We start from the raw sequence: 22,907 nt of genomic DNA on the forward strand, positions 1-22,907 counted from the left end.
CTCCTCCTGTTCTGTGCTGACGTGAGGGCCGGCCGCGGCTAGCGGCGGGCCAGGGCGCGCTGCCCGGCGAACACGGCGCGGGCGATCGTCTGCGAGTCGACGTCGACGTGTACGGGGCGGTCGGCGAGGCGCTCCATGGCCTCGGCGAGGCGGCGCAGGGCGGCGGGGTTGCCGCCGTTGTTGAGCATCCGCTCCAGGCGGGAGAGCGGAATGACGGCCTCGGACTCGCCGGCCTCGCCGACGAGGGCGAGGGTGCCGCCGTTGCGGGCCTGCACGACGCCGCCCCGGGCGAGGTGCGGGACCGGCACGTGCAGGCGCGGGAACCCGAAGGACTTGCCGCCCCACTTGGGCACCCAGCTGGGGATCGAGATCTTGATCCCGGCGAGGACGCCGAACACGCCGTTCAGCGCGGACGCGAGTCCCTTGATCGGGGTGAGGATGAGGTTGCCGAGCCCCTTGACCAGCGGCTTGATGAAGTCGACGGCCGAGCGGGTGCCGGACTTGATGCCCTTCCACGCGGCGTTCATGCCGCGCTTGAGGGCGGCGGTGACCTTGTCCATCTTCACGAACTGGGCGATCAGCGGGGCCGCGAGCGTCATGATCAGCCCGAACGGGCTGCCCGCCATGGCGAGGTTGAGCCCCTTCTGCGCGGCGCTCGCGCCCTTGAGCCCCTTGCCCATCCTGCCCATCGACTTGCCGCTCTTGTCGGCGTTCTTGCCGGCCTTGCCGACGGACTTGTCCACGGCGTCGGCCTGGCGCTTCACGTCGCGCAGCGCGGTCCTGGCCTTGTCCGCGGAGCCGCGGAGCTTGTCGAGGGAACTCTTGAACCTGTCGGATCCCTTACGGGCCTTGCCGAGGGATCCGTCGGCGGTGCGGAGGCCGGAGTGCAGCTTCTTGACCGCGCCGCTGCTGTTGTTGGCGGACGTACGCAGCTTGCCCACCGCGGTGGCGGCGGAGCCGCTGGACTTGCCGAGCTTTCCGGCGGCGGTGGCGGCGGAACCGGTGGGCTGGTTCAGCTTGCCGACGGCGGAGGCGGCGGTGCCGGTGGACTTGCCGAGTTTGCCTACCTGGGTGGCGGCCTGGCTCGCGGCGCTGCGCATGCGGCCGAGTTGGGTGGCCGCGGTACTTATGGACTTGTTCAGTGCCATGGGCTTCTACTCCTGACTTCTTCCACTCCTCGATCCCGCGTCAGAAGCGGGAATTGAGCCGGTCGATCTGGTTCTGCAGCTGCTGAACACTGAGGTTGGCCTGGTCGGCCTCGCGGCGCAGCGCGGCGACCTGTGTGCTCCGCAGGGCGGAGAGCTGGCTGTTCTGCCGGTTGTTGGCCACGGAGACGGCGGACTTGTCGGCCTTGCGTCGCAGCTTCTGGTTGATGTCGCGGGACAGGGCGTTGATACGACGGTTGGCTCCGTTGGCCTTGGTGATGGCCTTGTCGGCGGTTGTCTGTGCCTTGTCCGCTGCTGTCTGGGCCGCTTCGGCCTTGGCCTTGATCTGGCTCGGGAGTTCCCCCCGGAGCTCGTCCCGTTTCTCCTGAAGTTTCTGTATGGGGTCCCAGATGGTGTGCTCGAGCTTGATTCCGGTCAGCTCACCGTTGATGGCATTGGCGGCGAAGGCTCCGCCGTTCATCTCGCTCTTCAGCGCGGTGAGCTCGCCCTTCTTCACGAGCTCTCGTTCGGTGTAGTCCTTGAACCACTTAACGACGGTGGGGTCGGGCGGGGCGGCTCCCTTACCCGGTGCGGGGGTGGTCGGTTCGGTCATGATCAGCTCCCGGAAACAGGTGACGGCCCTGAGCGCCGCCGGTCGGAGCGCACAAGGCCGTCAGTGGGTGATCCGTTGGGTCATTCGATATCGAGCGACCATCGAGGGGCATCGAGCAGGAGATATCCGGGCCCGGTGACACGGACGGTCTCCTGGGTGTGCTGCGGAGCAGAGATTTCCTCACCGGTGCCGGAGACGGCTCCAAAGAATGTCAGGCGCCCGGGCGCCTTGCCCTGGTTCCATACGATGTGCAAGGTTTTGGCAGAGCCGTCCGTGAGCCGCAGCACCCACGGGCCCCGGCCGGACATCTGGCCGATGGCGAGGTCGATGTCCGCGGCAGCGAGCCTCGTCACTTTCCAGGGGCCGACACCGGATGACCCGGTGGAACCAACCGAACGACGCGCCATGTCCAGCGAGTTGAATCCTGCAGGAAGTACGATGCGGCGCTTCCCTGCGTCCCATACGCGGTACGAGATGCCCTGTGCGACGGTTGAATCCGTGCGTTGGACCGCAGAGGCCTCCAGCGAGGCCCCGAACACTCCGCGGATCAGGAGCGGGATGGGTCCGGGCTCTCCGACCTCACGTATGAGAATTTCCTTGCTCCGCCACGAGGACCAGCTCGTCGTCTGCACCTTCACGCACATCCCTCCACACGTTCGCCTGCCGTCCGGCAGATCATCGCCCGTGCGGCGGCACGGAAGAAGCTCACATGAAGAACGCGGCCAGTTCTTCCGGTGTCGGTCGAAGGAGAGCCGGCGGCGGAGGTTCGGACTGTTCGGCCGGGGCGTCAGCTCCCGGGCGCGGGATGGGCTGAGGCGGGTCCAGGGGATCCGCGTCCTCGTCCTGGTTGACCGTGGCGAACATCCAGTTGGACTGCGCCAGTTGGTCCACCACATGGGCCAGGAGGTAGTCCCCCACCGACCACTCCGCCACCTCGCCCTCCGTCTCCCGCGCCACCGCCCCCTCCCGCGGCAGATGCCGGATCAGGACCGCGAGGCGGCGGGAGGAGAGGCGGCCGCGGTGCCAGTCCAGGAGGTCGAGGCCGTAGAAGCGGAGCAGGTCGGCCTCAAGAGCCTCGGCGTGTTCGTCGACGAACACGCCGAGGCTCAGCCTTCCCCCAGGCCGAGCCCGGTCTCCTTGCCGTACGCCTCCAGGATCGCCGCGATGTCCTGCATCGTGACCTCGTGCCGCTCGAAGCGGGCGAACTGCTGCTCTCCCAGGAGGAGTTCGAGCAGCCCGTCCACGTCGTTGTCGTCGAGGTCACGGAGCTTGCGCGCGGTCGCGCGGGTCAGTTCGGTCGGCAGCTCGAAGCTGTCGGAGTCGAGCTCGAAGGTCCACGCCCGGCCGAGCGCTTCGAGGCGCTGGGCGCGGGCGGCGTTGACGTTGAAGCCGGACACGGGTCTCTCCTTCGGCAAGGCGACGCCCGGCCGGTGCTGGGGGCACGGGCCGGGCGTCGCTGGGATCCTATGCGGTCGCGCGCAAGCGCAACCGGCGATTTCGCGCAATCAATCAAGCGTCAACGAGCGGTCGGCTCACGAGTACGACGACGCCAGTTCCTTGATGCGGAAGCTCGCCAGCGGGGCGTTGTCGTCCTTGGCCAGCGCCGTGAACGTCACGCCCAGCTTCACCGCGCCGGTCCGGGTCAGACCGATCTCCTCGGTCTCGGTGACCTGACCGCGCGGCACGAAGAAGCGGTACTTCGCCGCGCCGTCGGTGAACTCGATGCCGAGCGCACGCTCGTCCGGCGCCGGGCTGTTGGCGAGGTCGTACGTGAACTCCTTCAGGTCGGCGTCGGCCTGCGCGTCGATCGTCGCCGGCGTGGTGACCGCCGCCTTCACCTCGCCACCGCCCATGAAGAAGGCCAGGTTCGCCTTGTTCAGCTGCAGCAGCTGGAACTTCACGGTGAGGTCGCGGTCGGAGTAGATGAACCGCGCCGGGCTCACCGACTGCCAGGTGTCGACCGGGTCGATCTTGTCCTTCTTGTTGAACTTGATCCCGTCGGTCGTGGTGTAACCGAGGTCCGTCCACTTCGCCTTGTCCCAGTCGGCGGCGATGGTGGTCGGCGGCTCGGTCCCGATCGGCGCGATCAGCACGCGTCCGGTACCGGCGACGCGGATTTCCTTGCCGTTGTTGCCTGCCATGCGAACTCCTCAGATCTCAGTCGGTTTCTCGGTGGGTACGACGAAGGCCCCGCCGGGACGGCAGGGCCTGGGGGGTACAGCGTGCGAGGTGGTGCGGTGCTACTCGGGGCGGATCGAGATCCGTACCGTCGACAGGTACCGGTTGCCCGCCGGGCGGTTGTAGTCGGGCAGCCAGCGCGGCCCGTCCGCCTCGGCGACGTCGGTGACGACGGCCCCGCCGTACGAGGTGCCGGTCAGTTCGAGCACACAGGCACGGGCGGCGAGGGAGATGCCGTGCGCGGTGGACTTGTCCGGGCCGTAGACCTCGAGGTCGAGCAGCGGCTGATCGAGATGCCGGTCGTCGACCCACGCGCCGCCGACGCGGGAGACGAGGACGGCCCTCTGGGTGCCGTCGAACACGGCGGGCGGCTTGTTGTCGACGACCGAACCGGCGAGTTCCGCCCGGTTCTTGAGGAAGTCGACGACGAGCCGTTCCGCGTCGGGGAAGGTCAGGATGGACACATGGACACTCCCTGTCATGAGAAGGGAAACGAGTGGGGGCAACACGAAGCGGCAGGTCCGCCGCCCCGGCGTGGGGCGCAGCTCTGCCGCTGCTCCAAGTGTGATCCAGGGGCCCTGATCCCGCAACCGAGCTTCGCAGCAGGGGTGTTGGGGCCGTTCCGGAACGCAGGAAGGGCCCCGCACCCCCCGGGGCGGGACCCTCTTCACGTACGTCTGCGTCTGTGTCTGCGTCTGCGCCTGCCGCTACGCCTTCGCCCTCGCCCTCGCCGCCCGTCGCACACACCGCTCCGCGGCGAACACGTCCTCCAGGCGGTACATCGAGCGCCGCCCCTGCCGCCCGGCCGCCTTGAGGTGGCCGAGCTGGACCCACTTGCGGATGGTGGCGGGCGACACGTCGGCCTCGGTGGCGGCGAGGTCCCCCGTGATCAGCTGCGCGTTCACGTCGTCTCCTCCTCGTCCTCGAGCACGTGCCGGCAGGGGGGATTCACGCACATCGCGACGCCCCGCTCGGGGAAGGCCCGCAGCGACACGGAGTCACAGGCCGGGCAGCGCCCCGGGAGCCGCACCAGCTGTTCCGGGTCGCCCAGGGCGCGGGCGCAGCGCCGGGACATCCGGCGGGCCTCCGCCTCGACGTGGGCGGCCAGATCGGGCGATCCGGCGACGGCGTCGAGCAGTTCGGCGAGGCGGCGCAGGCGGACCGGCACCGGGGCCGCGGTGATGCGGCGCAGGCCGAGCCGGTCGCGTACGGCCTCCTCCAGTTCGACCACGCCGTCACCGATGTCGCGGAGGGCGTCGGATACGTACAGGCGGACGGGGGCGCCGGTGGCCGGGCCGGAGCCGCCGCCCCGCACCTCGCGCAGGGTGCGTCCGGTGCTGGGCGCGAGCTCGGCCAGGAGCAGGGGGTACCGGCGCCGCAGCGAATCGATCCAGAGCGCCGCGCGTGCGGTTCCGCTCATGTTCTTCCGTGCCTCCCGCTCTCCCACCGGGGCCTCCCGCTCTCCCATCGAGACCTCCTGGGTGTTCATCACGGCCTCCCGGTCGTCTTGCGTGGCTTGACCTCGCGGCCGTTGCGCCACAGGCGTCCCCCGCTGACCCCGTCGAACCAGGTGTGCGAGGGGTCGACGATGGCTTCGCATTCGCGTCGAATCGGACACTGATTGCAGGCGCGCAATACCGGTGCCGCCTCGGCGGGGCTGCGGGTGAACACGTACTGCTGGGGCAGATCCCCGCAGGCGGCGTCCCTGCGCCAGTCGGGGGCCTCGTCCGAGCGACCTCGCGTAGGAGGGAAAGCGCTGTTCAGAGTAGGTGCGGCGACAAGAGTCCGATTGGGCATGCGCATCCCCTCCGCAGGTGTGCGAACATATGTTCGAAGACGTCGATGCGTGATCAGAGTTCCACGCTGCGTGCGCATGCGCAACTAAAAACGGAGAGGCGTGGGACCGGAGAGGAGTGCGGGGTGGCTGGAAATCTTCGTCGCGGAGGCCCCAGGAGCCCCACGGGTCCGCCTTCGGACATCGACCGGGCACCGGCCCCCACCCCCGCCTGTGCCGGATCTTCACATCAACGTGCGAGCGCGCACGTATTTCGGTGCGCGCACGATCGGTACGCTCCCTCTGCGACGAGGGGAGAGCGACGACATGGTGTCCAGCCAGCGGGCCAGTGCCCGCATCGACCAGGCGTACCGGACCGGGATCAGCCACGACCAGAGTCGGGAGAGTGGCCGGAATCGAGCGGACGAACTGGAGGAATTCGCCGAGTGGATCGAGGGCGTGATGCGTGAGCGCGGTTACGACATCGACAGTCCGCGCGGCGGCGGCAAGTCCAAGCTCGCCGACGACGCGGGCGTGCACCGGGCCGCGGTCAGCCGGCTCATCCAGCGGCAGAGCATGCCCGACCTGGAGACGATGCGACGGCTCGCGGCCGTCCTCGGCGTCCCGCTGCGGGACATGCTGATCCGGTCGGGGCGGCTCTCCGAGAGCGATCTGCCGATCGTGGCCGCCCGGGGCGGCGAGAGCGACGCCCCCCGACTGCTGAGCCCCGAGGAAGCGGCCCGGAGAATGGGGGTGCCTCCAGAACTGCAGGCGGTCTTCGTGAGAGTCACGAAGGCGTTCCTGCCGCAGGTCGAATAGCAGGGGCCGACTTACGCAGCCCCGGGGGCACAGAGGGAGTGCGAACATGCCGACTGACGAAGCGGAGGGGCCGTCCGGAGGCGCGCGACGCGGTACGGGACGGCATGACGTCGAGGGGGAGACGACCACGTCGGAGGAGCTCGCCCTCCTCGTCGGCGGATTACTGATCGAACTCGGTACGAAGATCCAGGAGGCCGGCGTCGACGGCGTCCGGATACTCACCGAGGAAGAGGCACAGCAGAGTCAGCTGCGCTGGTTCCGCGAGGGCTGGGCGGAGCACGCCCGCGCGACGGAGACCACGGGCGCGGCCGACCACACCCGCGCGACCGACCACCGGTCCGCCGCGACGGGACCGGCGGGGCATGCGGACGTGGAGCCGCCGTCCGCGTCGCCCGGCTCGTCCGCGAGGCTGTTCCAGTTCCCCTCGGGGGCGCCGCGAGGGGTGCACCCGCTGCCGATCGTGGGCCGGGACGAGGCCCGCGGCACCCGGGACCTGATGTCGCACCGCCCGCGCAGGCGCCGGGAGGACCCGCCGAGGGGCCACCCGGGGACGGACGACTGACCCGTCGAACGCTCCGTCCGCGGCTGTCACGTATCCTCCGCAATCGCCCGTCCGGGCGACGGAGCGCGAAGAGGATGGACTGCCGGTGTCACAGGTGTGGCTGGTCTCGCTGGTGTCGCGCGTGGCCGTACGCGGTGGGCGGGTCCTGGCGCACGAGTGGCGCGAGGTGGTCGTCGGACCGGTGCGCCGACTGCGGGCGCGCGGACCCGCGGGCGTCTCGCTCGCTCTCTTCGCCACCGTCGCGGTGGTCGCGCTGCACGAGTTCCAGCAGACGCCCACCGGTGCCGACGTGCTGCGGGTGGTCAGTGAGGTCCGGGCCGACCAGCCCGTCTGGCTGTCCCTGCTGCGCACGCCCGTCTCGCTGTTCGTGCCCGCGGTGGACCTGCCGGCCTGGGGCGGGCTGCCCCGGCTGTTCCTGGCGTTCGCGCTGGCCGAGCTCGTCTTCGGGCGCATACGCACCCTGGCGGTGGCCTACGCCGCCACGCTCGCCGGGACGCTCGGAGCACGCGTCATGATCGCTCTCGGGCCCGACGCGCTCGGCCTGCCCGCCGACGCCGCCCACGCGGTCGACACCGGCGCCTCCGCGGCGATCGTCGGGCTCTACGCCTACACCGCCGTGGCGCTGCGGGCGCCCGTCCTCCTTCTCGTCGCGGTCGTGCCGACGGTGGCCGGTTCGGTGGCCGACCTCGACCTCGCGGGCCGCGAGCACCTCGTCGCCGTGGCCGTCGCGGTGACAGCGGCCGCGGTCCTGCACCGGGGCGGACGGAGTGGACGCTGCCGACGCGGCGAACAGAACGACAAGAACGAACAGGCCGGGCGTTCCGGTCCCGCCCCGGGCGCGGACCTGCCCGCTGTCGGTGGCCGCTGACGGAACCGGTTGGGACGGCGGTTCTCGACGCGGGGGTCCCCCGGGAGACAGCCCCTCCCGCAGGGGGCCTAGCACCACCCCCAGGACACCGGATCACCGTATGTCGCCGGGCCCCGCCCGCGGGCGATCATCGAGGCATCCCACCGCGACGATTCGAGGCCCGCCATGAGCACCAGCACCCTTCCGCACGCCACTTCGGCCTCGGCGGCCGTTCCCGTCCACGCGCTCCCCCGCACGGAACGGCCCGGCTTCTGGCGGGCGCCGTTCTCCGCCGTCACCTTCCGCGAGATCGGCTACGTGCTGACCTCGCTGCCCGTCGCGATCGCCGGGTTCACTTGCGCCGTGACCATGTTCTCGCTCGGTGCGGGCCTGCTCGTCACCGTGCTCGGGCTGCCCGTCCTCGCCGCGGCGCTCGCGGCGGCGCGGGGGCTCGGGAGCGCCGAGCGGCGGCGGGCCCGTACGGGACTCGGGCTCGCCGTGGAGGGGCCCAAAGCGCTCGACGGACCGCGGGAAGCGGGCCGTTGGGCCGGTGTCAGGGCCCGGCTCGTGGACGGGGCGGGCTGGCGGGCACTGCTGTTCCAGGTGGTCATGTTCCCCTGGCGCGTCCTGAGTTTCGTCCTGACGGTGACGTTCTTCGTCGTCGGCTGGGTGGTCGCGCTCTTCCCCACGTACTCCTGGGTCTTCCACCGCTACGTCGGCTGGCCCGGCTACCGCCTGTACGACTTCACCTCCGGCGGCGAGCGGCACGCGTACTACGTCACCTCGCCCGCGCAGATCGCGGCGGTCTCCCTGATCGGCCTCGTGCTCCTCTTCCTGACCCCGAAGCTGGTCCGCGCCCTGACGAACGTCGACCGCGCCGCGGTCCGCTCGATGCTCGGCTGAGAGGCCGTGCACTCAGCCGGGGGCGTCGGGGGCCGCGTAGCAGTGCAGGGTGACGCGGCGGCCCGGCTCCCACTCCTGTTCGACGATGCCCAACAGCCGCCATTCCAGGCGCTCGTAGAGCGCGGCCGCCGCGGTGTCGGAGGACACGACGTCCAGGACCGGGTGCAGGCCGCGCGCCCGCGCCTCCCGTACGGCCCGGCCCATCAGCAGGGCGCCGATGCCGTGGCCGCGGGCGTCCGGCCCGACGAAGAGCCTGCTGACGACGGCGGCCCCGCCCGCGCCCGCCCCGCCGCCCCACAGGCCGGGCGCCTCGTCCCCCGCCCCGGGCCGGGAGAGCCCCACGTGCCCGACGATCCGGCCGTCGAGCTCGGCGACCCAGGCGCCCAGGCCGCCGCTGCCCTCCAGCCACTCGCCGGGCCGCGGAGGCCAGTCCACCGGGTATCCGTCGGCCTTGTGGACGCTCGCGAGCACCCCGACGCAGGCCTCCACGTCACGCTGACCGGAGCGTTCCCGCAGCCGGAGGACAGGGTGGCCGTCGGCCGCGTCGGCGGCACGGTCTCGTCTCATCGCAGCATCGAATCACAGCGGCGGGGCGGGCGCGGGCGCTCACCGCGAATCGCGGCGCGCGGGCTTGACGGGGCGCCAACTCGCCTGTACGGAGACCGCCTTGGTCCCACCGCCGCCGTCCGGCCGACGCGGAGGCCTCACGCGAGCGTGACCAGGTCCCGGTAGTCCGGACTCCACAGGTCCTCCGACCCGTCCGGGAGCAGCAGCACCCGGTCCGGCCGCAGCGCGTCGATCGCGCCCTCGTCGTGCGTGACCATCACGATCGCCCCGGGATACGTGCCGACGGCGCCGAGCACCTCGTCCCTGGACGCCGGGTCGAGGTTGTTGGTGGGCTCGTCGAGCAGCAGGACGTTCGCGCCCGAGTGGACCAGTCCCGCGAGGGCGAGCCGCGTCTTCTCGCCGCCGGAGAGGACCGCGGCGGGCTTGTCCGCGTCGTCCCCACCGAACAGGAACGAGCCGAGCACCCGCCGCACCTCGCCGTCCGTCAGGTGCGGGGCCGCGTCCGCGAGGTTCTCGCGGACGGTCCTGTCACCCTCCAGGGTGTCGTGCTCCTGCGCGAAGTACCCGAGCCGGAGGCCTGGGCCCTCGACCACCCTTCCCTCGTCCGGGAGTTCGCGCCCGGCCAGGAGACGGAGCAGCGTCGTCTTGCCCGCTCCGTTGAACCCGAGGACGACCAGGCGGCTGCCCCGGTCGACGGCCAGGTCGACGCCCGTGAGGACGCGATGGGACCCGTACGCCTTGGTGAGGCTGATCGCGCCGAGCGGCATCCGGCCGCACGGCGCGGGCTCGGGCAGCCGGATCCGCGCGACCTTCTCGCCGCGCCGCACCGGCTCCGTCCCCGCGAGCATGCGCTCCGCGCGCCGGTCCATGTTCTTCGCGGCGGTGGCGGTGGAGACGTGCGAGCGCATCTTGTCGGCCTGGGCACGCAGCGACGCGGCCTTCCGCTCGGCGTTGGCGCGCTCACGGGTGCGCCGCCGCTCGTCCGCCGCGCGCTGGGCGAGGTACGTGTGCCAGCCCGTGTTGTGCACGTCGATGGCCGCGCGGCGCGGGTCGAGGTGGAAGACGCGGTTGACCACGTCGGCGAGGAGGCCCGTGTCGTGGCTGATGAGCACGAGGCCGCCCGGGTAACCCGCCAGGTAGCCGCGCAGCCAGCCCACCGAGTCGGCGTCGAGATGGTTGGTCGGCTCGTCGAGGAGCAGCGTGTCGTGCCGCGAGAACAGGATCCTGGCCAGCTCCACGCGGCGCCGCTGCCCGCCGGACAGGTCGCCCACGGGCTGGTGCAGCGCGCGTTCGGGCAGCCCGAGCCCGGCGGCCACGCGGGCGGCCTCGGCCTCGGCGGCGTACCCGCCGCGCGCCTGGAAGCGGTCGTCCGCGCGGGCGTAGGCGGCCATGGCCCGCTCCTGCGCGGCAGGCGTCACCGCCTCCGCCATGGCGGCCTCCGCGGTACGCAGCGCCGCCACCGCCTCGTCCAGGCCGCGGGCGGACAGGATGCGGTCGGTGACGGTGACGGCGGGGTCGGCGGCGCCCGGGTCCTGGGCGAGGTGGCCGACGGAACCGGTACGGGTGACGGTGCCGTCGGCGGGGACGGACCGGCCCGCGAGGATCTTCATGAGGGTGGTCTTGCCGGCGCCGTTGCGCCCGACCAGGCCGACGCGGTCGCCGGGGGCGATGTGGAAGGAGACGTCGGAGAGCAGGAGGCGGGCACCGACGCGCACGTCGGCACCTCGTACGGTGATCATGAGGTAACGCTCCGCGATAGCGAATGGACACACGGGTGACGTGGAGGTGTGTGTCCTGGCTAGGAGATGCGGGGCGTAGACATGTTCCCGAGGCTAACGCGCCGCCCCAGGGGCGCGCACCCGCGTTTCCCGGTGCGCGCCCGCCGCCGCCCGTCGCGACGGGCGAAGGAGCCGTCCCCGGGGGATCATCGGCGCATGGACGTGACCCTTCACCTCGCACAGGACGAGTCGGCCGACGAGCTCCTCGGCCGCAGTCCGCTGGCAGCGCTGGTCGGCATGCTCCTCGACCAGCAGGTCCCCATGGAGTGGGCGTTCGCGGGCCCGTACACGATCGCCACGCGGCTGGGGTCGGACGATCTCGACGCGCGCGAGATCGCGGCGTACGACCCCGAGGACTTCGCCGCGCTCCTCTCCACGAAGCCCGCGGTGCACCGCTATCCGGGCTCCATGGCCAAGCGCGTCCAGCAGCTCTGCCAGTACCTGGTGGATCACTACGACGGTGACCCCACGGCGCTCTGGCAGGACGCCGCCACCGGCGACGAGCTCCTCGAACGCCTCAACGCCCTGCCCGGCTTCGGCAAGCAGAAGTCCCAGATCTTCCTGGCCCTCCTCGGCAAGCAGCTGGGGGTCCGCCCCGAGGGGTGGCGCGAGGCCGCGGGGGAGTACGGCGCCCCCGAGGCGTACCGGTCAGTCGCGGACATCACGGGTCCGGAGTCCCTCCTGAAGGTGCGGGCGCACAAACAGCAGCTGAAGAACCGCTAGGGCGGGGTGGGACCAGCCCGCGAGCCCGGCCGGATCCAAACGAAAGGCCCTAGCCCATGAGGGCGGATCTCGGCCCACCGCGGTCGACGGCCGTGCCGGACGGGGACATGCCCTCCATGAGCGCCCCGCCCGCACGCCACCGCCACCCCCTCCCGTGGCCCCGCGTGCTGCTCACCCTCCTCGCGCTCCTCCTCGGCGCCCTCGCCGCCGCCCCCGTCGCGCGGGCGTGCCCGCCCCCGCCCGCCGCCCTCTCCACGGAGTCCGGCAGCCCGGGGAGCGAGATCCAGCAGGACGCCACCGACACGGCCCTGCGCCTCCCCACCGGCCACGCCACCCGCGTCCCCACCCCGCGTACGCCCGACCCGGTGCCGCCGCGGCGCCCCTCGGTCACCCCGGCCCCGCGCCCCGCCCTTCTCCACCCCCACGTCCCGACCCCCCGCTCGGTCGTCCTGCGCTGCTGACAGGGAGCAGACACGCACAAGCCGCCCCCACCAGTCACCCCAGCGCGCAGATCAAGGACACCCCCATGCCCATCGACCCCTACGCGGCCCTGCAAGCGCTCCTGCGCGCGGAAGCCGTCCGCACGACGCCCGCCCGGTCGGCGCCCCCGCGACCGGCCCCCGCCCCCGAACGGACCGCCCCCGGAACCGACCCCACCGAACCCCGGCAGCGACCCGAGGACGCCGGAGACGCCTGACACCACGGCTCGGCGCAGCCCCGCTCAAGGCTCCCGTCGCGGGCGCCCACGCCGGACTCAGCGTCGTCTGCGCCGAGCCGTCCCGAACACCGACCGCGAGATCTCCCGCCCGATCTGCGTCCCCACGGACCGCAGCAGCGACTTGAACATCCCGCTCCCCACCACCTGCTCCACCACGGACCCCTCCCCCCGGGGCTTCGCCCGAGCCCGCGTACCCGCCGCCCTCTCCGGCTCGGCTGCCGCCCGGGCCGTCAGCTTCTCGTACGCCGACTCGCGGTCGACCGCGTCCGCGTACCGCGCGTACAGCGGCGACGAACGCACCGCCCGTTCCAGCGCCCCGGCCGCCACGGGGCCCATCAGCGACTCGGGCGCCCGCAGCCGGGTCGCCGCGACCGGCGTCGGCGCGCCCTTCTCGCTCAGGACCGTGATCACGGCCTCGCCGGTGCCGAGCCCGGTGAGCACCTCCGCCAGGTCGTACGCCGAGTCCGGAAACGTCCGTACGGTCGCCTTCAGCGCCTTCTGGTCGTCGGGGGTGAACGCCCGCAGCGCGTGCTGCACGCGGTTGCCGAGCTGTCCGAGGACGTCCGCGGGCACGTCCTTCGGCGTCTGCGTCACGAAGAAGACGCCGACGCCCTTGGAGCGGATCAGCCGCACGGTCTGCGTGATCGCTTCGAGGAACGCCTTCGACGCCCCGCTGAAGAGCAGGTGGGCCTCGTCGAAGAAGAACACGAGCTTGGGCCTGTCGAGGTCGCCCACTTCCGGCAGGTCGTTGTAGAGGTCGGCGAGGAGCCACATCAGGAAGGTCGAGAAGAGCTGCGGCTTGTCCTTGACGGCGGCCAGCTCCAGGACGGACACGAGCCCCCGGCCGTCCGGCGCGAGCCGCAGGAACTCGCTCGTGTCGAACTCCGGCTCACCGAAGAAGTCCGCCATGCCCTGCGCCTCGAAGGCGGTGAGCGCCCGCAGGATGACGCCCGCCGTCGCGGTCGGGAGGCCGCCGATGCCCTTGAGCTCCGGCTTGCCCTCGTCCGAGGTCAGGAAGGCGACGACGGCCCGCAGATCCTTGAGGTCGACCAGTTCGAGCCCTTTCCGGTCGGCGTAGTGGAAGATCAGCGCGAGCGACTGCTCCTGGGTCTGGTTGAGCCGCAGCACCTTGGAGAGCAGGACGGGCCCGAAGCTGGTGATCGTGGCGCGGACCGGGATTCCGGTCCCGATGCCCCCGAGCGCGTAGAACTCGCTCGGGAACCCGGTCGCCGCCCACTCCTGGCCGACGTCCCTGGCGCGCTCGGCGACCTTGTCGCCCGCCTCGCCGGGGGCCGAGATTCCCGACACGTCGCCCTTGATGTCCGCGAGGAAGACGGGGACGCCCTGCGCGGCGAGCTGTTCGGCGATGAGTTGCAGCGTCTTGGTCTTGCCCGTGCCGGTGGCGCCCGCGACGAGGCCGTGCCGGTTGAGCATGGGCAGCGGGATGCGGATCCGCGCGTCGGCCAGGCACTCCCCGCCCCAGAGGAGCGCGCCCAGATCGAGGGCGGGCCCGGCGAAGGCGTATCCGGCGGCGATCGCCGCCGCTTCCGGGGGCAGCGGACGCCCCGTACCGCCGCCTCCGGCGCTCTCTCCCGCACCGCCCACGGAGCCGCCCCCAGCGCCTCCGGAACCCTCGCCTCCACCCGTCACTGCGACGACCGTCGCAGACTCGTTCGGGCGGTTCGCACGGCCCGAGGTGGACGGCTTCGGCTGGCTTTCGCTCACTTCGGCCCCTGTTCCCGGCTGGTGCGTTTCCGGTTTGCCCCGCTTTACAGCGTCATTTCCCAGGGTCGCACTCCGTCGCCATGGCTGCGCCCGGAGAGCCTTGACCGGTAGGCTTTCCGTGTGATCTTCAAGCGCATCGGAAACGGCCGGCCGTACCCCGACCACGGCCGGGAAAGCACCCGGCAGTGGGCGGATGTCGCGCCGCGCCCGGTCCGCCTCGATCAGCTCGTGACGACCAAGGGGCAGCTCGACCTCGAGACCCTGCTCGCCGAGGACTCGACGTTCTACGGCGACCTCTTCGCGCACGTCGTGAAGTGGCAGGGCGACCTCTACCTGGAGGACGGGCTGCACCGCGCGGTCCGCGCCGCGCTCCAGCAGCGCCAGGTGCTCCACGCCCGCGTACTCGAACTGGGCTGACGCGCCCGTTCCCCCGCCCGGACCGGTCCGGGGCCCCATTGGCCCTTTCGGGTTGGACTGGGCCGGGGGCAATGATCATTTAGTAGGCATCGCCGCCCCGCCGCACTACGCTGCGCCCATGAGCATGCTCACTCCCCCCGGCATGGGCGGCGAATACCGCATCACGGGGGACAAGTATCCGCGGATGCGCCGCCCCGACGGGCGCCGCAGGATCGTGCTCGCGGTCATCGCGTCCGCCGCCGTCGTCGGCCTGATCGGCTGGGGCACCCTGCAGCTCATCGACGTCTTCACCGGCGGCCACAAGGCGTCCGCCGCCGGCGCCGCGACCGGAGACTGCGACCGCGGGACCGCCGCGTCCTCCGCCCGCCTCCCGAACCCCGGCACGCAGCCGAAACCGCTGCCGAAGCCGGGCCAGATCACCGTCAACGTCTTCAACGCCACGCCCCGCGGCGGCCTCGCCAAGAACACCGCGGACGAGCTCAAGAAGCGCGGCTTCGCCATCGGCAAGGTGGGCAACGCGGCGAAGGAGTTCGACAAGAAGGTCAAGGGCACCGGGATACTGCTCGGCGCCAAGGCGGCCGCCGACACCGCGCTCCCCGTCCTCGGCACGCAGCTCGCGGACGCCGAGCGCAAGTCCGACGGCCGCAAGGGCGGCGAGGTCGACCTCGTCATCGGGACGCGGTTCAAGAACCTGGCCAAGAAAGAGGACGCCGACAAGGCCCTGGCCGCACTGGCCAAGCCCAAGTCGACGTCCACGCCGTCAGGCAAGAAGAACTGCTAGGGCCTTTCCGAAAGGTCCTGGGACCCCGGCACCCCGGGGTCCGGGACCGCTACTCCGCCGCCCCGTACATCCGGTCGCCCGCGTCCCCGAGGCCGGGCACGATGTACCCCTGCTCGTTGAGCCGCTCGTCGACCGAGGCCGTCACGACCGTCACCGGCGTCCCCGCCAGCTCGCGCTCCATGATCTCGACGCCCTCGGGGGCGGCGAGCAGCACCACGGCGGTCACGTCGTCGGCGCCACGCTTGATGAGCTCCTGGATCGCCGCGACCAGCGTGCCGCCGGTGGCGAGCATCGGGTCGAGGACGTAGACCTGGCGGCCGGAGAGGTCGTCCGGCATGCGCGTCGCGTACGTCGAGGCCTGGAGGGTCTCCTCGTTGCGCACCATGCCGAGGAAGCCCACCTCGGCGGTCGGCAGCAGGCGCACCATGCCGTCGAGCATGCCGAGACCGGCCCGCAGGATCGGCACGACCAGCGGCCGCGGGTGGGAGAGCTTGACGCCCGTGGTCCGCGAGACCGGGGTGTCGATGTCGACCTGCTCGGTGCGCACGTCCCTGGTGGCCTCGTACGCGAGCAGGGTGACCAGCTCGTCGGCGAGGCGCCGGAAGGTCGGGGAGTCGGTGCGCTTGTCGCGCAGCGTGGTGAGTTTGTGCGCCACCAGCGGGTGGTCGACGACGTGGATCCGCATGACATCAACAGTAACCGGGCCCGGGCCCGGCGCCGCTCCCCGGCCGCATCCTCTCGCTGGCATCAACACCGCCGTCCGAGGGAAGGTGGGGTCGTACGGACTGAGGTGGTGTGGGCCATGGCGGAGCGCAAACCGGAAGACGAGACGGACACCGAGCGGCGCAGGCGGCGCGCCCAGTTCCTGCGCGAACGCACCGAGGCCATCGAGCTCCGCGACCGTGTGAAGCCGCGCCGCGCCCGGGCGGCACGCATGCGCCAGCAGATGCGGATGCGTACGTTCCGCTGGTAGCGGGGCCCGGCGCGACGGCCCCGGGAACGGCCCGGCGGAGGCCGCCCGGAAACGCGACGCGGAACACAGCGCGCGGAAGACCTCTCCTGACGGCGCCGTTTCTGCCACGATTCCGAATGGGCGGGGCTTGGCAGAAGCATTCCCCGCCCCCCGACCTCGCCGGGGGGACCCCAAAACCGCCAACCGGCACTGCCTATGAACAGTGGGAGAGTCACGGTGTACTTCGCCGCACTGCTCGCGCGCACCGAAGACGGGTGGGAAGCGAGCGACACGGAGCTCGACGATGTGGAGACCCTGTCGGATCTGGCCGACCTGGCCCGTGAAGCCACAGCCGAATACGACGACGACACAGTGCTCGTCTTCATCGAACAGGAAGGCGCCTGGTTCGGCGTCGTCCGGGTGGACGGTGAGGAGGACCCTCGTATCTACGTCTCGGACGCCGCCGCGGCCGCCCGCAGCTCGTACGGGGAGATCCTGCTCACCGACGAGATGCTCGGCCGCGATCCGGACGACGACGGGGTGGTCGATCTGGACGCCCTGGACCTCGACGGCACGGAGGACGGCGAACCCGAGGCGTCCGAAGCCGAACCGGAGACGGACGGTGACCCCAGCGCTTCGGGGGTGCCGTCCGGACCGGTGGGCGACCTGCGGATCCTCGCCGACCTGGGCGTGCCCGAGAAGGATCTGCTCGGTCTGGAGAGCGGTGACGCGCTCAACGAGATCGCCGAGATCCTCGGGGCGGCGGAGGTACTGGAGACCGTCCGCTAGGTTCCCCGTGTGACCGACCCGAACGACCCCGACGACCCCTACGACGGCCCGACCACCCCCACCGACCCCCGCACCGAGACCGGGACCGCCGCCGGCCTCGGACCCGATCCCGTACGCGACCGCTGGCGGGCGCCCATGCGGCTCGCTCTGGCCGAGGCCGAGCTCGCCGCGGCGGGCGGCGACGTCCCCGTCGGCGCCGTCGTGCTGTCCCCGGACGGCACGACGGTGCTCGCATCGGGGCACAACGAACGCGAGGCGACCGGCGACCCCACCGCGCACGCCGAGGTGCTCGCCCTCCGCAGGGCCGCCGCCGCGGTCGGCGAGTGGCGTCTGACCGGCTGCACGCTCGTCGTGACGCTGGAGCCCTGCACGATGTGCGCCGGCGCGATCGTGCAGTCCCGCGTGGACCGCATCGTCTACGGCGCCCTCGACGAGAAGGCCGGAGCGGCGGGCTCGCTCTGGGACGTCGTACGCGACCGACGGCTCAATCACCGCCCCGAGGTGATCCACGGAGTGCTCGCGGACGAGTGCGCCACGCAGCTGACGGAGTTCTTCCGGAAACGGTGATACGAGCGCCGCTCCGGGCGGTCGTCCCGGGGACCCGCACAACGGATTTCAGAACACGGGCCACTTTGGGCTAGAGTTCCTCTCGGTAGCGTGTCCGAGCGGCCGAAGGAGCTCGCCTCGAAAGCGAGTGAAGGGTAACCCCCTTCCGTGGGTTCAAATCCCACCGCTACCGCTCTTGACACGAAGGGCCCGTCCAGCTGGACGGGCCCTTCGTCGTGCGTAGGCGTGTCATGGGTACGGGGGCGTGCGGGGGCGTAGGGGGACGCGGAGAGCCCCGGCGCCTCCTGGGCGCCGGGGCTCTCTCCCGCCGGGACGGGGGAAGCGACATCGGGGGGACAAGTCGCTCCCCCCGACGAGGACCGGGCCCTCAAGTCAGCGCCGCCGTCAGGGGGGAAGCAGACGGCGCGGACCCCGCAGTAGGGCCGGTCCCTCGCCCGTGGATTCCTGCCAGATCCGCCGGGCTCACCACCCATCCTGCGCCGCGCGCCCACCGCCCGGCGCAGGCAAAGGGCCTCTGCTGCCGGGCCGTTGGTCCCTAAAAGCCCCGTCAGTACGGTCCGGGTTAGACTCACCGCCGTCACAGGGGTCACACGGGGCGCGGGTAAGGGGAGGCCAGGATCGTGGCAGTGCAGTGGAAGAAGCTCGGCCTCTTCGCGGTGGTCGTCTTCGTGCTCTATGTGATCATCACCGACCCGGCCAAGGCCGCGGACTACGTCCAGATAGGGTTCGAAGGCGTCTCGAGCGCCGCTCGGAGCATCGGCGACTTCATGACGTGGGTCGCCAACGGAGGCAAGGACTGAGCGGCCGCCAAGGCCGTCAAGCCCCATCCCTCTCCAAGGAGTGCCCGTGATCCGCCATCTGGTCCTCTTCAAGCTCAACGACGGTGTGCAGCGCGACGAGCCGCGCGTGGCCGAGGGCGTCAAGGCCTTCCGCGCCCTCGGCGAGCAGATCCCGGAGCTCACGTTCTGGGAGTGCGCCTGGAACATCACCGACCGCCCCATCGCGTACGACTTCGCCATCAACTCGGCGGTCGAGGACACCGATGCGCTGAAGAAGTACCTGGAGCACCCGGCCCACCAGGCGGGCGTCGCCCTGTGGCGCGAGTTCGCCACGTGGGTGATCGCGGACTACGAGTTCTGATCCCCTCCCTTACGGCCCCGCACCGGAACGATCGGTGCGGGGCCGTTCCGCGTCGTGCGCGGGCCTGTCACCCGATGGCGCCGACCGATTTGACAAGCGACTTGACACTCAACACGTAGTTATCAGGTGCTTGCACACAGTGCACATGTCTTGTGATGCTATGACCGCTTTTGACGGATGAGTTGACCGAGGTCGACCGAGCTTGACTGTGCCTGTCTGAGAAGGGGTGGCGTTGCCCGTGCCGGCCAGTACTGCGCCCGAAGCTCCACCCGCGAAGGCCCCACCCGTGAAGGCGGCACCTGCTACGGCGGCACCTGCTACGGCGGCACCCGAGGGGACGCTGCCCGCGAAGGCCGCCCCCGCCTCCGGAAGCACCCGAGGCGCCGACACCCGCGCCCTCACACAGGTGCTCTTCGGCCAGCTGAAGGAGCTGGAGCCGGGCAGCCCCGAGCACGGCCGGGTGCGCGGCGCCCTCATCGAGGCCAACCTCCCCCTGGTCCGGTACGCCGCCGCGCGCTTTCGCAGCCGCAACGAGCCGATGGAGGACGTCGTCCAGGTCGGCACCATCGGGCTGATCAACGCCATCGACCGGTTCGATCCGGAGCGCGGGGTGCAGTTCCCGACCTTCGCGATGCCGACCGTGGTGGGCGAGATCAAGCGGTACTTCCGCGACAACGTCCGCACCGTCCACGTACCGCGGCGCCTGCACGAGCTGTGGGTGCAGGTCACCGGCGCGACCGAGGACCTCACCACCGCCTTCGGGCGCTCGCCGACGACCTCGGAGATCGCCGAGCGGCTGCGCATCACCGAGGACGAGGTGCTCGCCTGCATCGAGGCCGGGCGCTCGTACCACGCGACGTCGCTGGAAGCGGCCCAGGAGGGCGACGGGCTGCCCGGGCTGCTCGACCGGCTCGGCTACGAGGACCCCGCGCTCGACGGCGTCGAGCACCGCGATCTCGTCCGCCACCTCCTGGTCCAACTGCCCGAGCGCGAGCAGCGGATCCTGCTCCTGCGCTATTACAGCAATCTGACGCAATCACAGATCAGCGCCGAATTGGGCGTTTCCCAGATGCATGTGTCGAGGCTCCTGGCCAGGAGCTTCGCACGACTTCGGTCCGCAAATCGGATCGAGGCGTAACCGTATCGAGTGGAGTGCCGTCGGGGCTGTTCCCGACGGCACCCACCGCCGAAAAGCCCCAGACCCCCTCTTTCCTGCACGGATGCCACCCTCGTTTGTCGACAAGTAACTACAGCGTGTTGCCGACATGTGACATTCTGCTGGAACCGCGTTTGCCGTAGCCCCACCTCCGGTATTCAGGTGGAGGCTGCGTTCCTCCGACGGGAGCGCCCGCCGCGACCGTCCGCGACCTCAAGGGGGTGGCATGTCCGTAGACCAGGGCAGCTCGAAGGTGCTCACGCTCACGCTCGTCAAGAGCCCGAGCGGATCCGCGCCCGACGCGCTTCACAGCTCACCGAGCTCGGAAGCCATCGACACCCGGACCCTGTCCCGCTCCCTCTTCCTGCGGCTCGCCACGCTCGCCCAGGACAGCCCGGAGCGCGTCTATGTACGCGACACGCTCATCGAGCTCAACCTCCCGCTCGTGCGGTACGCGGCGGCCCGCTTCCGCAGCCGCAACGAGCCGATGGAGGACATCGTCCAGGTCGGCACGATCGGCCTGATCAAGGCGATCGACCGTTTCGACTGCGAACGCGGCGTGGAGTTCCCGACGTTCGCGATGCCGACGGTCGTGGGTGAGATCAAGCGCTTCTTCCGGGACACCAGTTGGTCGGTGCGGGTCCCGCGCCGCCTCCAGGAGCTGCGGCTCGCGCTGACCAAGACCAGCGACGAGCTCGCCCAGCGGCTCGACCGCTCGCCGACCGTGCCCGAACTCGCCGCGGCCCTCGGGGTGTCCGAGGAGGACGTGGTCGACGGCCTCGCGGTGGGCAACGCCTACACCGCCTCCTCGCTCGACTCCCCGACCCCCGAGGACGACGGCGGCGAGGGCTCCCTCGCGGACCGCCTCGGGTACGAGGACACGGCCCTGGAGGGCGTGGAGTACCGCGAGTCCCTCAAGCCGCTGCTCGCCAAGCTGCCGCCGCGCGAGCGCCGCATCATCATGCTGCGCTTCTTCGCCAACATGACGCAGTCGCAGATCGGCGAGGAGGTCGGCATTTCGCAGATGCACGTCTCCCGACTGCTCACGCGGACGCTGGCGCAGCTGCGGGACGGCCTCATCGCGGACTGATCACTGAACCGCCCGCCTCAACGGCGGTGTGCGGGGCCGGTGTTGCTGACGGGGTTCCTAATTGACGGGCCGTCAGCCACACTGGCGCGATGCGACGTGGTGTGCGGAACGTGCTCGGCGCGGGTGCCGTCGTGCTGTGCCTCGGTGGCCTGCTGTCCGCGTGTGGCGGTGCCGACGGCGACGGATACGTGGCGACCGGCGCGGTCCCGGAGCGGGCTCCGGGGAAGGGCGTGGAGCCGACCGGCGGGGTGAGGCTGGTGCCGCTCGACGGTGCCGGTGGTGCGGGGTCGGGTGGGCGTGCGGATGCGGATGCCGGTGCGGATGCGGATGCGGGTGTGCGTACTGAGGGTCGGCGTGGGGGTGGGGAGGGCGGCTCGGAGGGGACGTCGCCTTCTGCTGAGGGGAGTTCGAGCGGTAGGGGCGAGCCGTCGGGCGGGGACGTGGGTACGGGTTCCAGTGCGGGTACGGGTACGGGGTCGGGGTCGGGGTCGGGGCCTGGGGGTCGTCCGGGTGGCCCCTCCTCACCGAGTACGCCCGAGCCTCCCGGGAACAGCTCGCCCTCGCCCAGCGGGCCCGCCGTACTCCGCGTCGGCGACCCGGAACGGGCCCCTGCGGACCAGCGCTGGTGCGAGAAGGTGACCGTCGCCTTCCGCAACACCGGGGGGTCTCCGGTGCGCTCCGGGACGGTGACCTTCGGGACACACGTCATCGGGGCGCTCGGGGTCGACTGGGCCACGATCGAGTCGACCGTGAAGCTGCCGGTTCCGATCGCGGCCGGTCGGAAGAGGGTGAAGACGTGGCCGGTGTGTGTGGAGGCGTGGCGGGTGCCGCTGGGTATGCATGTCGAGACGCGGGATGTTTCGGTGAAGTGGGCGTAGGGGTGGGGTGGGTGGGGTGGCCCGTGCGTGCGTGCGTGCTGGCGGGGCCTGGGCGGGTTGCTTCGCTGCGGGCCGGTGGTGGGTGCTCGCGCAGTTCCCCGCGCCCCTGAAGGGGGCCTGAGGCCGTCGCTTCGCTGCGGGACGGTGGTGACACGGCGCGCTCACGACTCCGGCCGCACCACGGCGGGATGCAGCGGGATGCAGGGGCGGTTCTGGTCAGTGGGTTGTCCACGCCTCAGGGGGCAGGAAGCTCACCGGTGCGTCCATGGCGTCCGCGGGGAGGAATACCGGTCGGGTGAGCAGGTGGTCCCCCGACCGCTGGACGCCGATCACCACGCCCAGGCTCCGTGATCCCGGTTCACCGAGGTTCGCGTAGAACAGCTCGGAGAAGGGCTCGCGGATCCCGGCGCGGTCGACGATCCACTGTTCGAGCTCCGAGGGCGTCCGGCCGACCAGCGCGACGCCGTCCGCATAGACCTGGGGACCCTTCAGGGCGTCGACCGATATCCCCCGCAGCCGCTCCTCCCGGCCGTAGTAGAACGTCAGCCCCAGCCCCCAGCACTCTCCCTTGACCGTGCCGCACCGATCCAGCGACAGAGCCGCACGCGTGTGGCGCTGGGGGTTTCGTACGAGGACGCCCAGCGCCGCGGTGACCTCCTCGGGACGCATCCCGAAACGCAACGGACCCACACTCCGGAACGGTTCCAGCGACCAGCGCCGCCGCCCGCTGTCGGGCACCGCATCCCACACACCCCACCGGTCGAACATGCACTCAATCCTTCATC

At 71.4% G+C, this 22,907-nt stretch carries 31 protein-coding genes and 1 tRNA gene; 18 read left to right on the forward strand and 14 right to left on the reverse strand.

Features of this window, described 5'->3' with window-relative positions:
* Nucleotides 1-38: 38 nt before the first annotated feature.
* From ACZ69I_RS21480 to ACZ69I_RS21520, 9 genes are all read right to left on the reverse strand, one after another.
* Nucleotides 39-1,148 carry a hypothetical protein gene (locus ACZ69I_RS21480; protein ID WP_470833963.1) on the reverse strand — a complete coding sequence of 370 codons (1,110 nt, stop codon included), beginning with the start codon at nt 1,146-1,148 and terminating at the stop codon, nt 39-41.
* A 40-nt stretch (nt 1,149-1,188) separates the two neighbouring features.
* Nucleotides 1,189-1,758, reverse strand: a complete 570-nt coding sequence (locus ACZ69I_RS21485) for a hypothetical protein (RefSeq protein ID WP_470833965.1) — start codon at nt 1,756-1,758, stop codon at nt 1,189-1,191.
* An 80-nt stretch (nt 1,759-1,838) separates the two neighbouring features.
* Complete coding sequence (locus ACZ69I_RS21490) at nt 1,839-2,396, reverse strand: hypothetical protein (RefSeq protein WP_470833967.1); 558 nt, start codon at nt 2,394-2,396, stop codon at nt 1,839-1,841.
* 67 nt (nt 2,397-2,463) lie between these two features.
* On the reverse strand, nt 2,464-2,856 hold the full coding sequence (locus tag ACZ69I_RS21495; protein WP_470833968.1) for a hypothetical protein: 393 nt from the start codon (nt 2,854-2,856) through the stop codon (nt 2,464-2,466).
* Between the two features lie 8 nt (nt 2,857-2,864).
* Nucleotides 2,865-3,155, reverse strand: coding sequence for a hypothetical protein (locus ACZ69I_RS21500; RefSeq protein ID WP_150169700.1), 291 nt, complete (start codon nt 3,153-3,155; stop codon nt 2,865-2,867).
* Between the two features lie 135 nt (nt 3,156-3,290).
* A complete protein-coding gene (locus tag ACZ69I_RS21505) occupies nt 3,291-3,899 on the reverse strand; it encodes a phage tail tube protein (RefSeq protein WP_467678917.1) in 609 nt (202 codons plus the stop codon).
* Nucleotides 3,900-3,998: 99 nt separating this feature from the next.
* Nucleotides 3,999-4,400, reverse strand: a complete 402-nt coding sequence (locus ACZ69I_RS21510; RefSeq protein ID WP_467678919.1) for a hypothetical protein — start codon at nt 4,398-4,400, stop codon at nt 3,999-4,001.
* Between the two features lie 243 nt (nt 4,401-4,643).
* A complete protein-coding gene (locus tag ACZ69I_RS21515; RefSeq protein WP_470833970.1) occupies nt 4,644-4,841 on the reverse strand; it encodes a helix-turn-helix domain-containing protein in 198 nt (65 codons plus the stop codon).
* Nucleotides 4,838-5,425, reverse strand: coding sequence for a hypothetical protein (locus ACZ69I_RS21520; protein ID WP_470833971.1), 588 nt, complete (start codon nt 5,423-5,425; stop codon nt 4,838-4,840). The genes ACZ69I_RS21515 and ACZ69I_RS21520 overlap by 4 nt, the downstream gene beginning before the upstream one ends.
* Nucleotides 5,426-6,172: 747 nt before the next feature.
* Between ACZ69I_RS21520 and ACZ69I_RS21525 the strand changes: the two genes are divergently transcribed.
* From ACZ69I_RS21525 to ACZ69I_RS21540, 4 genes are all read left to right on the forward strand, one after another.
* The gene (locus ACZ69I_RS21525) at nt 6,173-6,529 is read left to right on the forward strand and encodes a transcriptional regulator (protein ID WP_389722822.1); all 357 of its coding nucleotides are present in this window, start codon (nt 6,173-6,175) and stop codon (nt 6,527-6,529) included.
* 46 nt (nt 6,530-6,575) lie between these two features.
* Entirely contained in the window at nt 6,576-7,091 is a 516-nt protein-coding gene (locus ACZ69I_RS21530) for a hypothetical protein (protein WP_470833972.1), read from the forward strand.
* An 85-nt stretch (nt 7,092-7,176) separates the two neighbouring features.
* Nucleotides 7,177-7,959 (forward strand): hypothetical protein, encoded by a 783-nt coding sequence (locus ACZ69I_RS21535; RefSeq protein ID WP_470833974.1) that lies wholly within the window; start codon nt 7,177-7,179, stop codon nt 7,957-7,959.
* 165 nt (nt 7,960-8,124) lie between these two features.
* A complete protein-coding gene (locus tag ACZ69I_RS21540) occupies nt 8,125-8,841 on the forward strand; it encodes a sensor domain-containing protein (protein WP_470833976.1) in 717 nt (238 codons plus the stop codon).
* A gap of 12 nt (nt 8,842-8,853) precedes the next feature.
* On the opposite strand, the gene ACZ69I_RS21545 is transcribed toward ACZ69I_RS21540, so the two are convergent.
* Nucleotides 8,854-9,408: a GNAT family N-acetyltransferase gene (locus tag ACZ69I_RS21545; protein ID WP_470833977.1), complete on the reverse strand. Its 555-nt coding sequence runs from the start codon at nt 9,406-9,408 to the stop codon at nt 8,854-8,856.
* Nucleotides 9,409-9,545: 137 nt separating this feature from the next.
* The gene (locus ACZ69I_RS21550) at nt 9,546-11,147 is read right to left on the reverse strand and encodes an ABC-F family ATP-binding cassette domain-containing protein (protein WP_470833978.1); all 1,602 of its coding nucleotides are present in this window, start codon (nt 11,145-11,147) and stop codon (nt 9,546-9,548) included.
* A 195-nt stretch (nt 11,148-11,342) separates the two neighbouring features.
* Between ACZ69I_RS21550 and ACZ69I_RS21555 the strand changes: the two genes are divergently transcribed.
* The 3 genes from ACZ69I_RS21555 (at nt 11,343) to ACZ69I_RS21565 (ending at nt 12,606) form a co-directional block, all read left to right on the forward strand.
* Nucleotides 11,343-11,909: an HhH-GPD-type base excision DNA repair protein gene (locus ACZ69I_RS21555; protein ID WP_470833980.1), complete on the forward strand. Its 567-nt coding sequence runs from the start codon at nt 11,343-11,345 to the stop codon at nt 11,907-11,909.
* Nucleotides 11,910-12,025: 116 nt separating this feature from the next.
* On the forward strand, nt 12,026-12,370 hold the full coding sequence (locus ACZ69I_RS21560; protein WP_470833981.1) for a hypothetical protein: 345 nt from the start codon (nt 12,026-12,028) through the stop codon (nt 12,368-12,370).
* A 65-nt stretch (nt 12,371-12,435) separates the two neighbouring features.
* Complete coding sequence (locus tag ACZ69I_RS21565; protein WP_470833983.1) at nt 12,436-12,606, forward strand: hypothetical protein; 171 nt, start codon at nt 12,436-12,438, stop codon at nt 12,604-12,606.
* A gap of 57 nt (nt 12,607-12,663) precedes the next feature.
* Here the strand turns inward: ACZ69I_RS21565 and ACZ69I_RS21570 are convergent, their stop codons facing one another.
* Nucleotides 12,664-14,232 (reverse strand): helicase HerA-like domain-containing protein, encoded by a 1,569-nt coding sequence (locus tag ACZ69I_RS21570; protein ID WP_470833985.1) that lies wholly within the window; start codon nt 14,230-14,232, stop codon nt 12,664-12,666.
* 240 nt (nt 14,233-14,472) lie between these two features.
* Between ACZ69I_RS21570 and ACZ69I_RS21575 the strand changes: the two genes are divergently transcribed.
* Together ACZ69I_RS21575 and ACZ69I_RS21580 are read left to right on the forward strand one after the other, a co-directional pair.
* Nucleotides 14,473-14,769, forward strand: a complete 297-nt coding sequence (locus ACZ69I_RS21575) for a type II toxin-antitoxin system VapB family antitoxin (protein ID WP_003955420.1) — start codon at nt 14,473-14,475, stop codon at nt 14,767-14,769.
* A gap of 118 nt (nt 14,770-14,887) precedes the next feature.
* On the forward strand, nt 14,888-15,550 hold the full coding sequence (locus ACZ69I_RS21580) for a LytR C-terminal domain-containing protein (RefSeq protein ID WP_470833986.1): 663 nt from the start codon (nt 14,888-14,890) through the stop codon (nt 15,548-15,550).
* Nucleotides 15,551-15,599: 49 nt separating this feature from the next.
* Here the strand turns inward: ACZ69I_RS21580 and upp are convergent, their stop codons facing one another.
* On the reverse strand, nt 15,600-16,235 hold the full coding sequence (gene upp / locus ACZ69I_RS21585) for a uracil phosphoribosyltransferase (protein WP_362375107.1): 636 nt from the start codon (nt 16,233-16,235) through the stop codon (nt 15,600-15,602).
* Here upp and ACZ69I_RS21590 point away from each other — a divergent pair.
* The 9 genes from ACZ69I_RS21590 to ACZ69I_RS21630 all read left to right on the forward strand — a co-directional run bounded on the left by ACZ69I_RS21590 (nt 16,224) and on the right by ACZ69I_RS21630 (nt 22,122).
* The gene (locus ACZ69I_RS21590) at nt 16,224-16,523 is read left to right on the forward strand and encodes a hypothetical protein (protein WP_467678949.1); all 300 of its coding nucleotides are present in this window, start codon (nt 16,224-16,226) and stop codon (nt 16,521-16,523) included. The genes upp and ACZ69I_RS21590 overlap by 12 nt on opposite strands.
* A gap of 216 nt (nt 16,524-16,739) precedes the next feature.
* Nucleotides 16,740-17,291 (forward strand): tRNA adenosine deaminase-associated protein, encoded by a 552-nt coding sequence (locus ACZ69I_RS21595; protein ID WP_470833989.1) that lies wholly within the window; start codon nt 16,740-16,742, stop codon nt 17,289-17,291.
* 135 nt (nt 17,292-17,426) lie between these two features.
* Entirely contained in the window at nt 17,427-17,858 is a 432-nt protein-coding gene (tadA, locus tag ACZ69I_RS21600) for a tRNA adenosine(34) deaminase TadA (RefSeq protein ID WP_470834162.1), read from the forward strand.
* An 84-nt stretch (nt 17,859-17,942) separates the two neighbouring features.
* Nucleotides 17,943-18,030 (forward strand) — tRNA-Ser (locus ACZ69I_RS21605).
* 448 nt (nt 18,031-18,478) lie between these two features.
* Nucleotides 18,479-18,658, forward strand: coding sequence for a hypothetical protein (locus tag ACZ69I_RS21610; RefSeq protein WP_365366115.1), 180 nt, complete (start codon nt 18,479-18,481; stop codon nt 18,656-18,658).
* Between the two features lie 46 nt (nt 18,659-18,704).
* Nucleotides 18,705-18,998, forward strand: a complete 294-nt coding sequence (locus ACZ69I_RS21615) for a Dabb family protein (RefSeq protein ID WP_467678956.1) — start codon at nt 18,705-18,707, stop codon at nt 18,996-18,998.
* Between the two features lie 238 nt (nt 18,999-19,236).
* Nucleotides 19,237-20,136: an RNA polymerase sigma factor SigF gene (locus ACZ69I_RS21620; protein WP_470833991.1), complete on the forward strand. Its 900-nt coding sequence runs from the start codon at nt 19,237-19,239 to the stop codon at nt 20,134-20,136.
* A 244-nt stretch (nt 20,137-20,380) separates the two neighbouring features.
* Nucleotides 20,381-21,244: an RNA polymerase sigma factor SigF gene (locus ACZ69I_RS21625; RefSeq protein WP_467678960.1), complete on the forward strand. Its 864-nt coding sequence runs from the start codon at nt 20,381-20,383 to the stop codon at nt 21,242-21,244.
* A gap of 635 nt (nt 21,245-21,879) precedes the next feature.
* Nucleotides 21,880-22,122: a hypothetical protein gene (locus ACZ69I_RS21630; protein ID WP_470833992.1), complete on the forward strand. Its 243-nt coding sequence runs from the start codon at nt 21,880-21,882 to the stop codon at nt 22,120-22,122.
* A 216-nt stretch (nt 22,123-22,338) separates the two neighbouring features.
* Here the strand turns inward: ACZ69I_RS21630 and ACZ69I_RS21635 are convergent, their stop codons facing one another.
* Nucleotides 22,339-22,890, reverse strand: a complete 552-nt coding sequence (locus ACZ69I_RS21635) for a hypothetical protein (RefSeq protein ID WP_470833994.1) — start codon at nt 22,888-22,890, stop codon at nt 22,339-22,341.
* Nucleotides 22,891-22,907: the final 17 nt, after the last annotated feature.

Source organism: Streptomyces sp. NPDC036815, from assembly GCF_055609205.1.

Coding starts and splice junctions, on each gene's coding strand:
- ACZ69I_RS21505 (WP_467678917.1), bottom strand. CDS start 3,899: ATGGCAGGCAACAACGGCAAGGAAATCCGCGTCGCCGGTACCGGACGC.
- ACZ69I_RS21555 (WP_470833980.1), top strand. CDS start 11,343: ATGGACGTGACCCTTCACCTCGCACAGGACGAGTCGGCCGACGAGCTC.
- ACZ69I_RS21560 (WP_470833981.1), top strand. CDS start 12,026: ATGAGCGCCCCGCCCGCACGCCACCGCCACCCCCTCCCGTGGCCCCGC.
- ACZ69I_RS21480 (WP_470833963.1), bottom strand. CDS start 1,148: ATGGCACTGAACAAGTCCATAAGTACCGCGGCCACCCAACTCGGCCGC.
- ACZ69I_RS21525 (WP_389722822.1), top strand. CDS start 6,173: ATGCGTGAGCGCGGTTACGACATCGACAGTCCGCGCGGCGGCGGCAAG.
- ACZ69I_RS21550 (WP_470833978.1), bottom strand. CDS start 11,147: ATGATCACCGTACGAGGTGCCGACGTGCGCGTCGGTGCCCGCCTCCTG.
- ACZ69I_RS21565 (WP_470833983.1), top strand. CDS start 12,436: ATGCCCATCGACCCCTACGCGGCCCTGCAAGCGCTCCTGCGCGCGGAA.
- ACZ69I_RS21635 (WP_470833994.1), bottom strand. CDS start 22,890: ATGTTCGACCGGTGGGGTGTGTGGGATGCGGTGCCCGACAGCGGGCGG.
- upp (WP_362375107.1), bottom strand. CDS start 16,235: ATGCGGATCCACGTCGTCGACCACCCGCTGGTGGCGCACAAACTCACC.
- ACZ69I_RS21530 (WP_470833972.1), top strand. CDS start 6,576: ATGCCGACTGACGAAGCGGAGGGGCCGTCCGGAGGCGCGCGACGCGGT.
- ACZ69I_RS21520 (WP_470833971.1), bottom strand. CDS start 5,425: ATGAACACCCAGGAGGTCTCGATGGGAGAGCGGGAGGCCCCGGTGGGA.
- ACZ69I_RS21580 (WP_470833986.1), top strand. CDS start 14,888: ATGAGCATGCTCACTCCCCCCGGCATGGGCGGCGAATACCGCATCACG.
- ACZ69I_RS21625 (WP_467678960.1), top strand. CDS start 20,381: ATGTCCGTAGACCAGGGCAGCTCGAAGGTGCTCACGCTCACGCTCGTC.
- tadA (WP_470834162.1), top strand. CDS start 17,427: ATGCGGCTCGCTCTGGCCGAGGCCGAGCTCGCCGCGGCGGGCGGCGAC.
- ACZ69I_RS21540 (WP_470833976.1), top strand. CDS start 8,125: ATGAGCACCAGCACCCTTCCGCACGCCACTTCGGCCTCGGCGGCCGTT.
- ACZ69I_RS21545 (WP_470833977.1), bottom strand. CDS start 9,408: ATGAGACGAGACCGTGCCGCCGACGCGGCCGACGGCCACCCTGTCCTC.
- ACZ69I_RS21485 (WP_470833965.1), bottom strand. CDS start 1,758: ATGACCGAACCGACCACCCCCGCACCGGGTAAGGGAGCCGCCCCGCCC.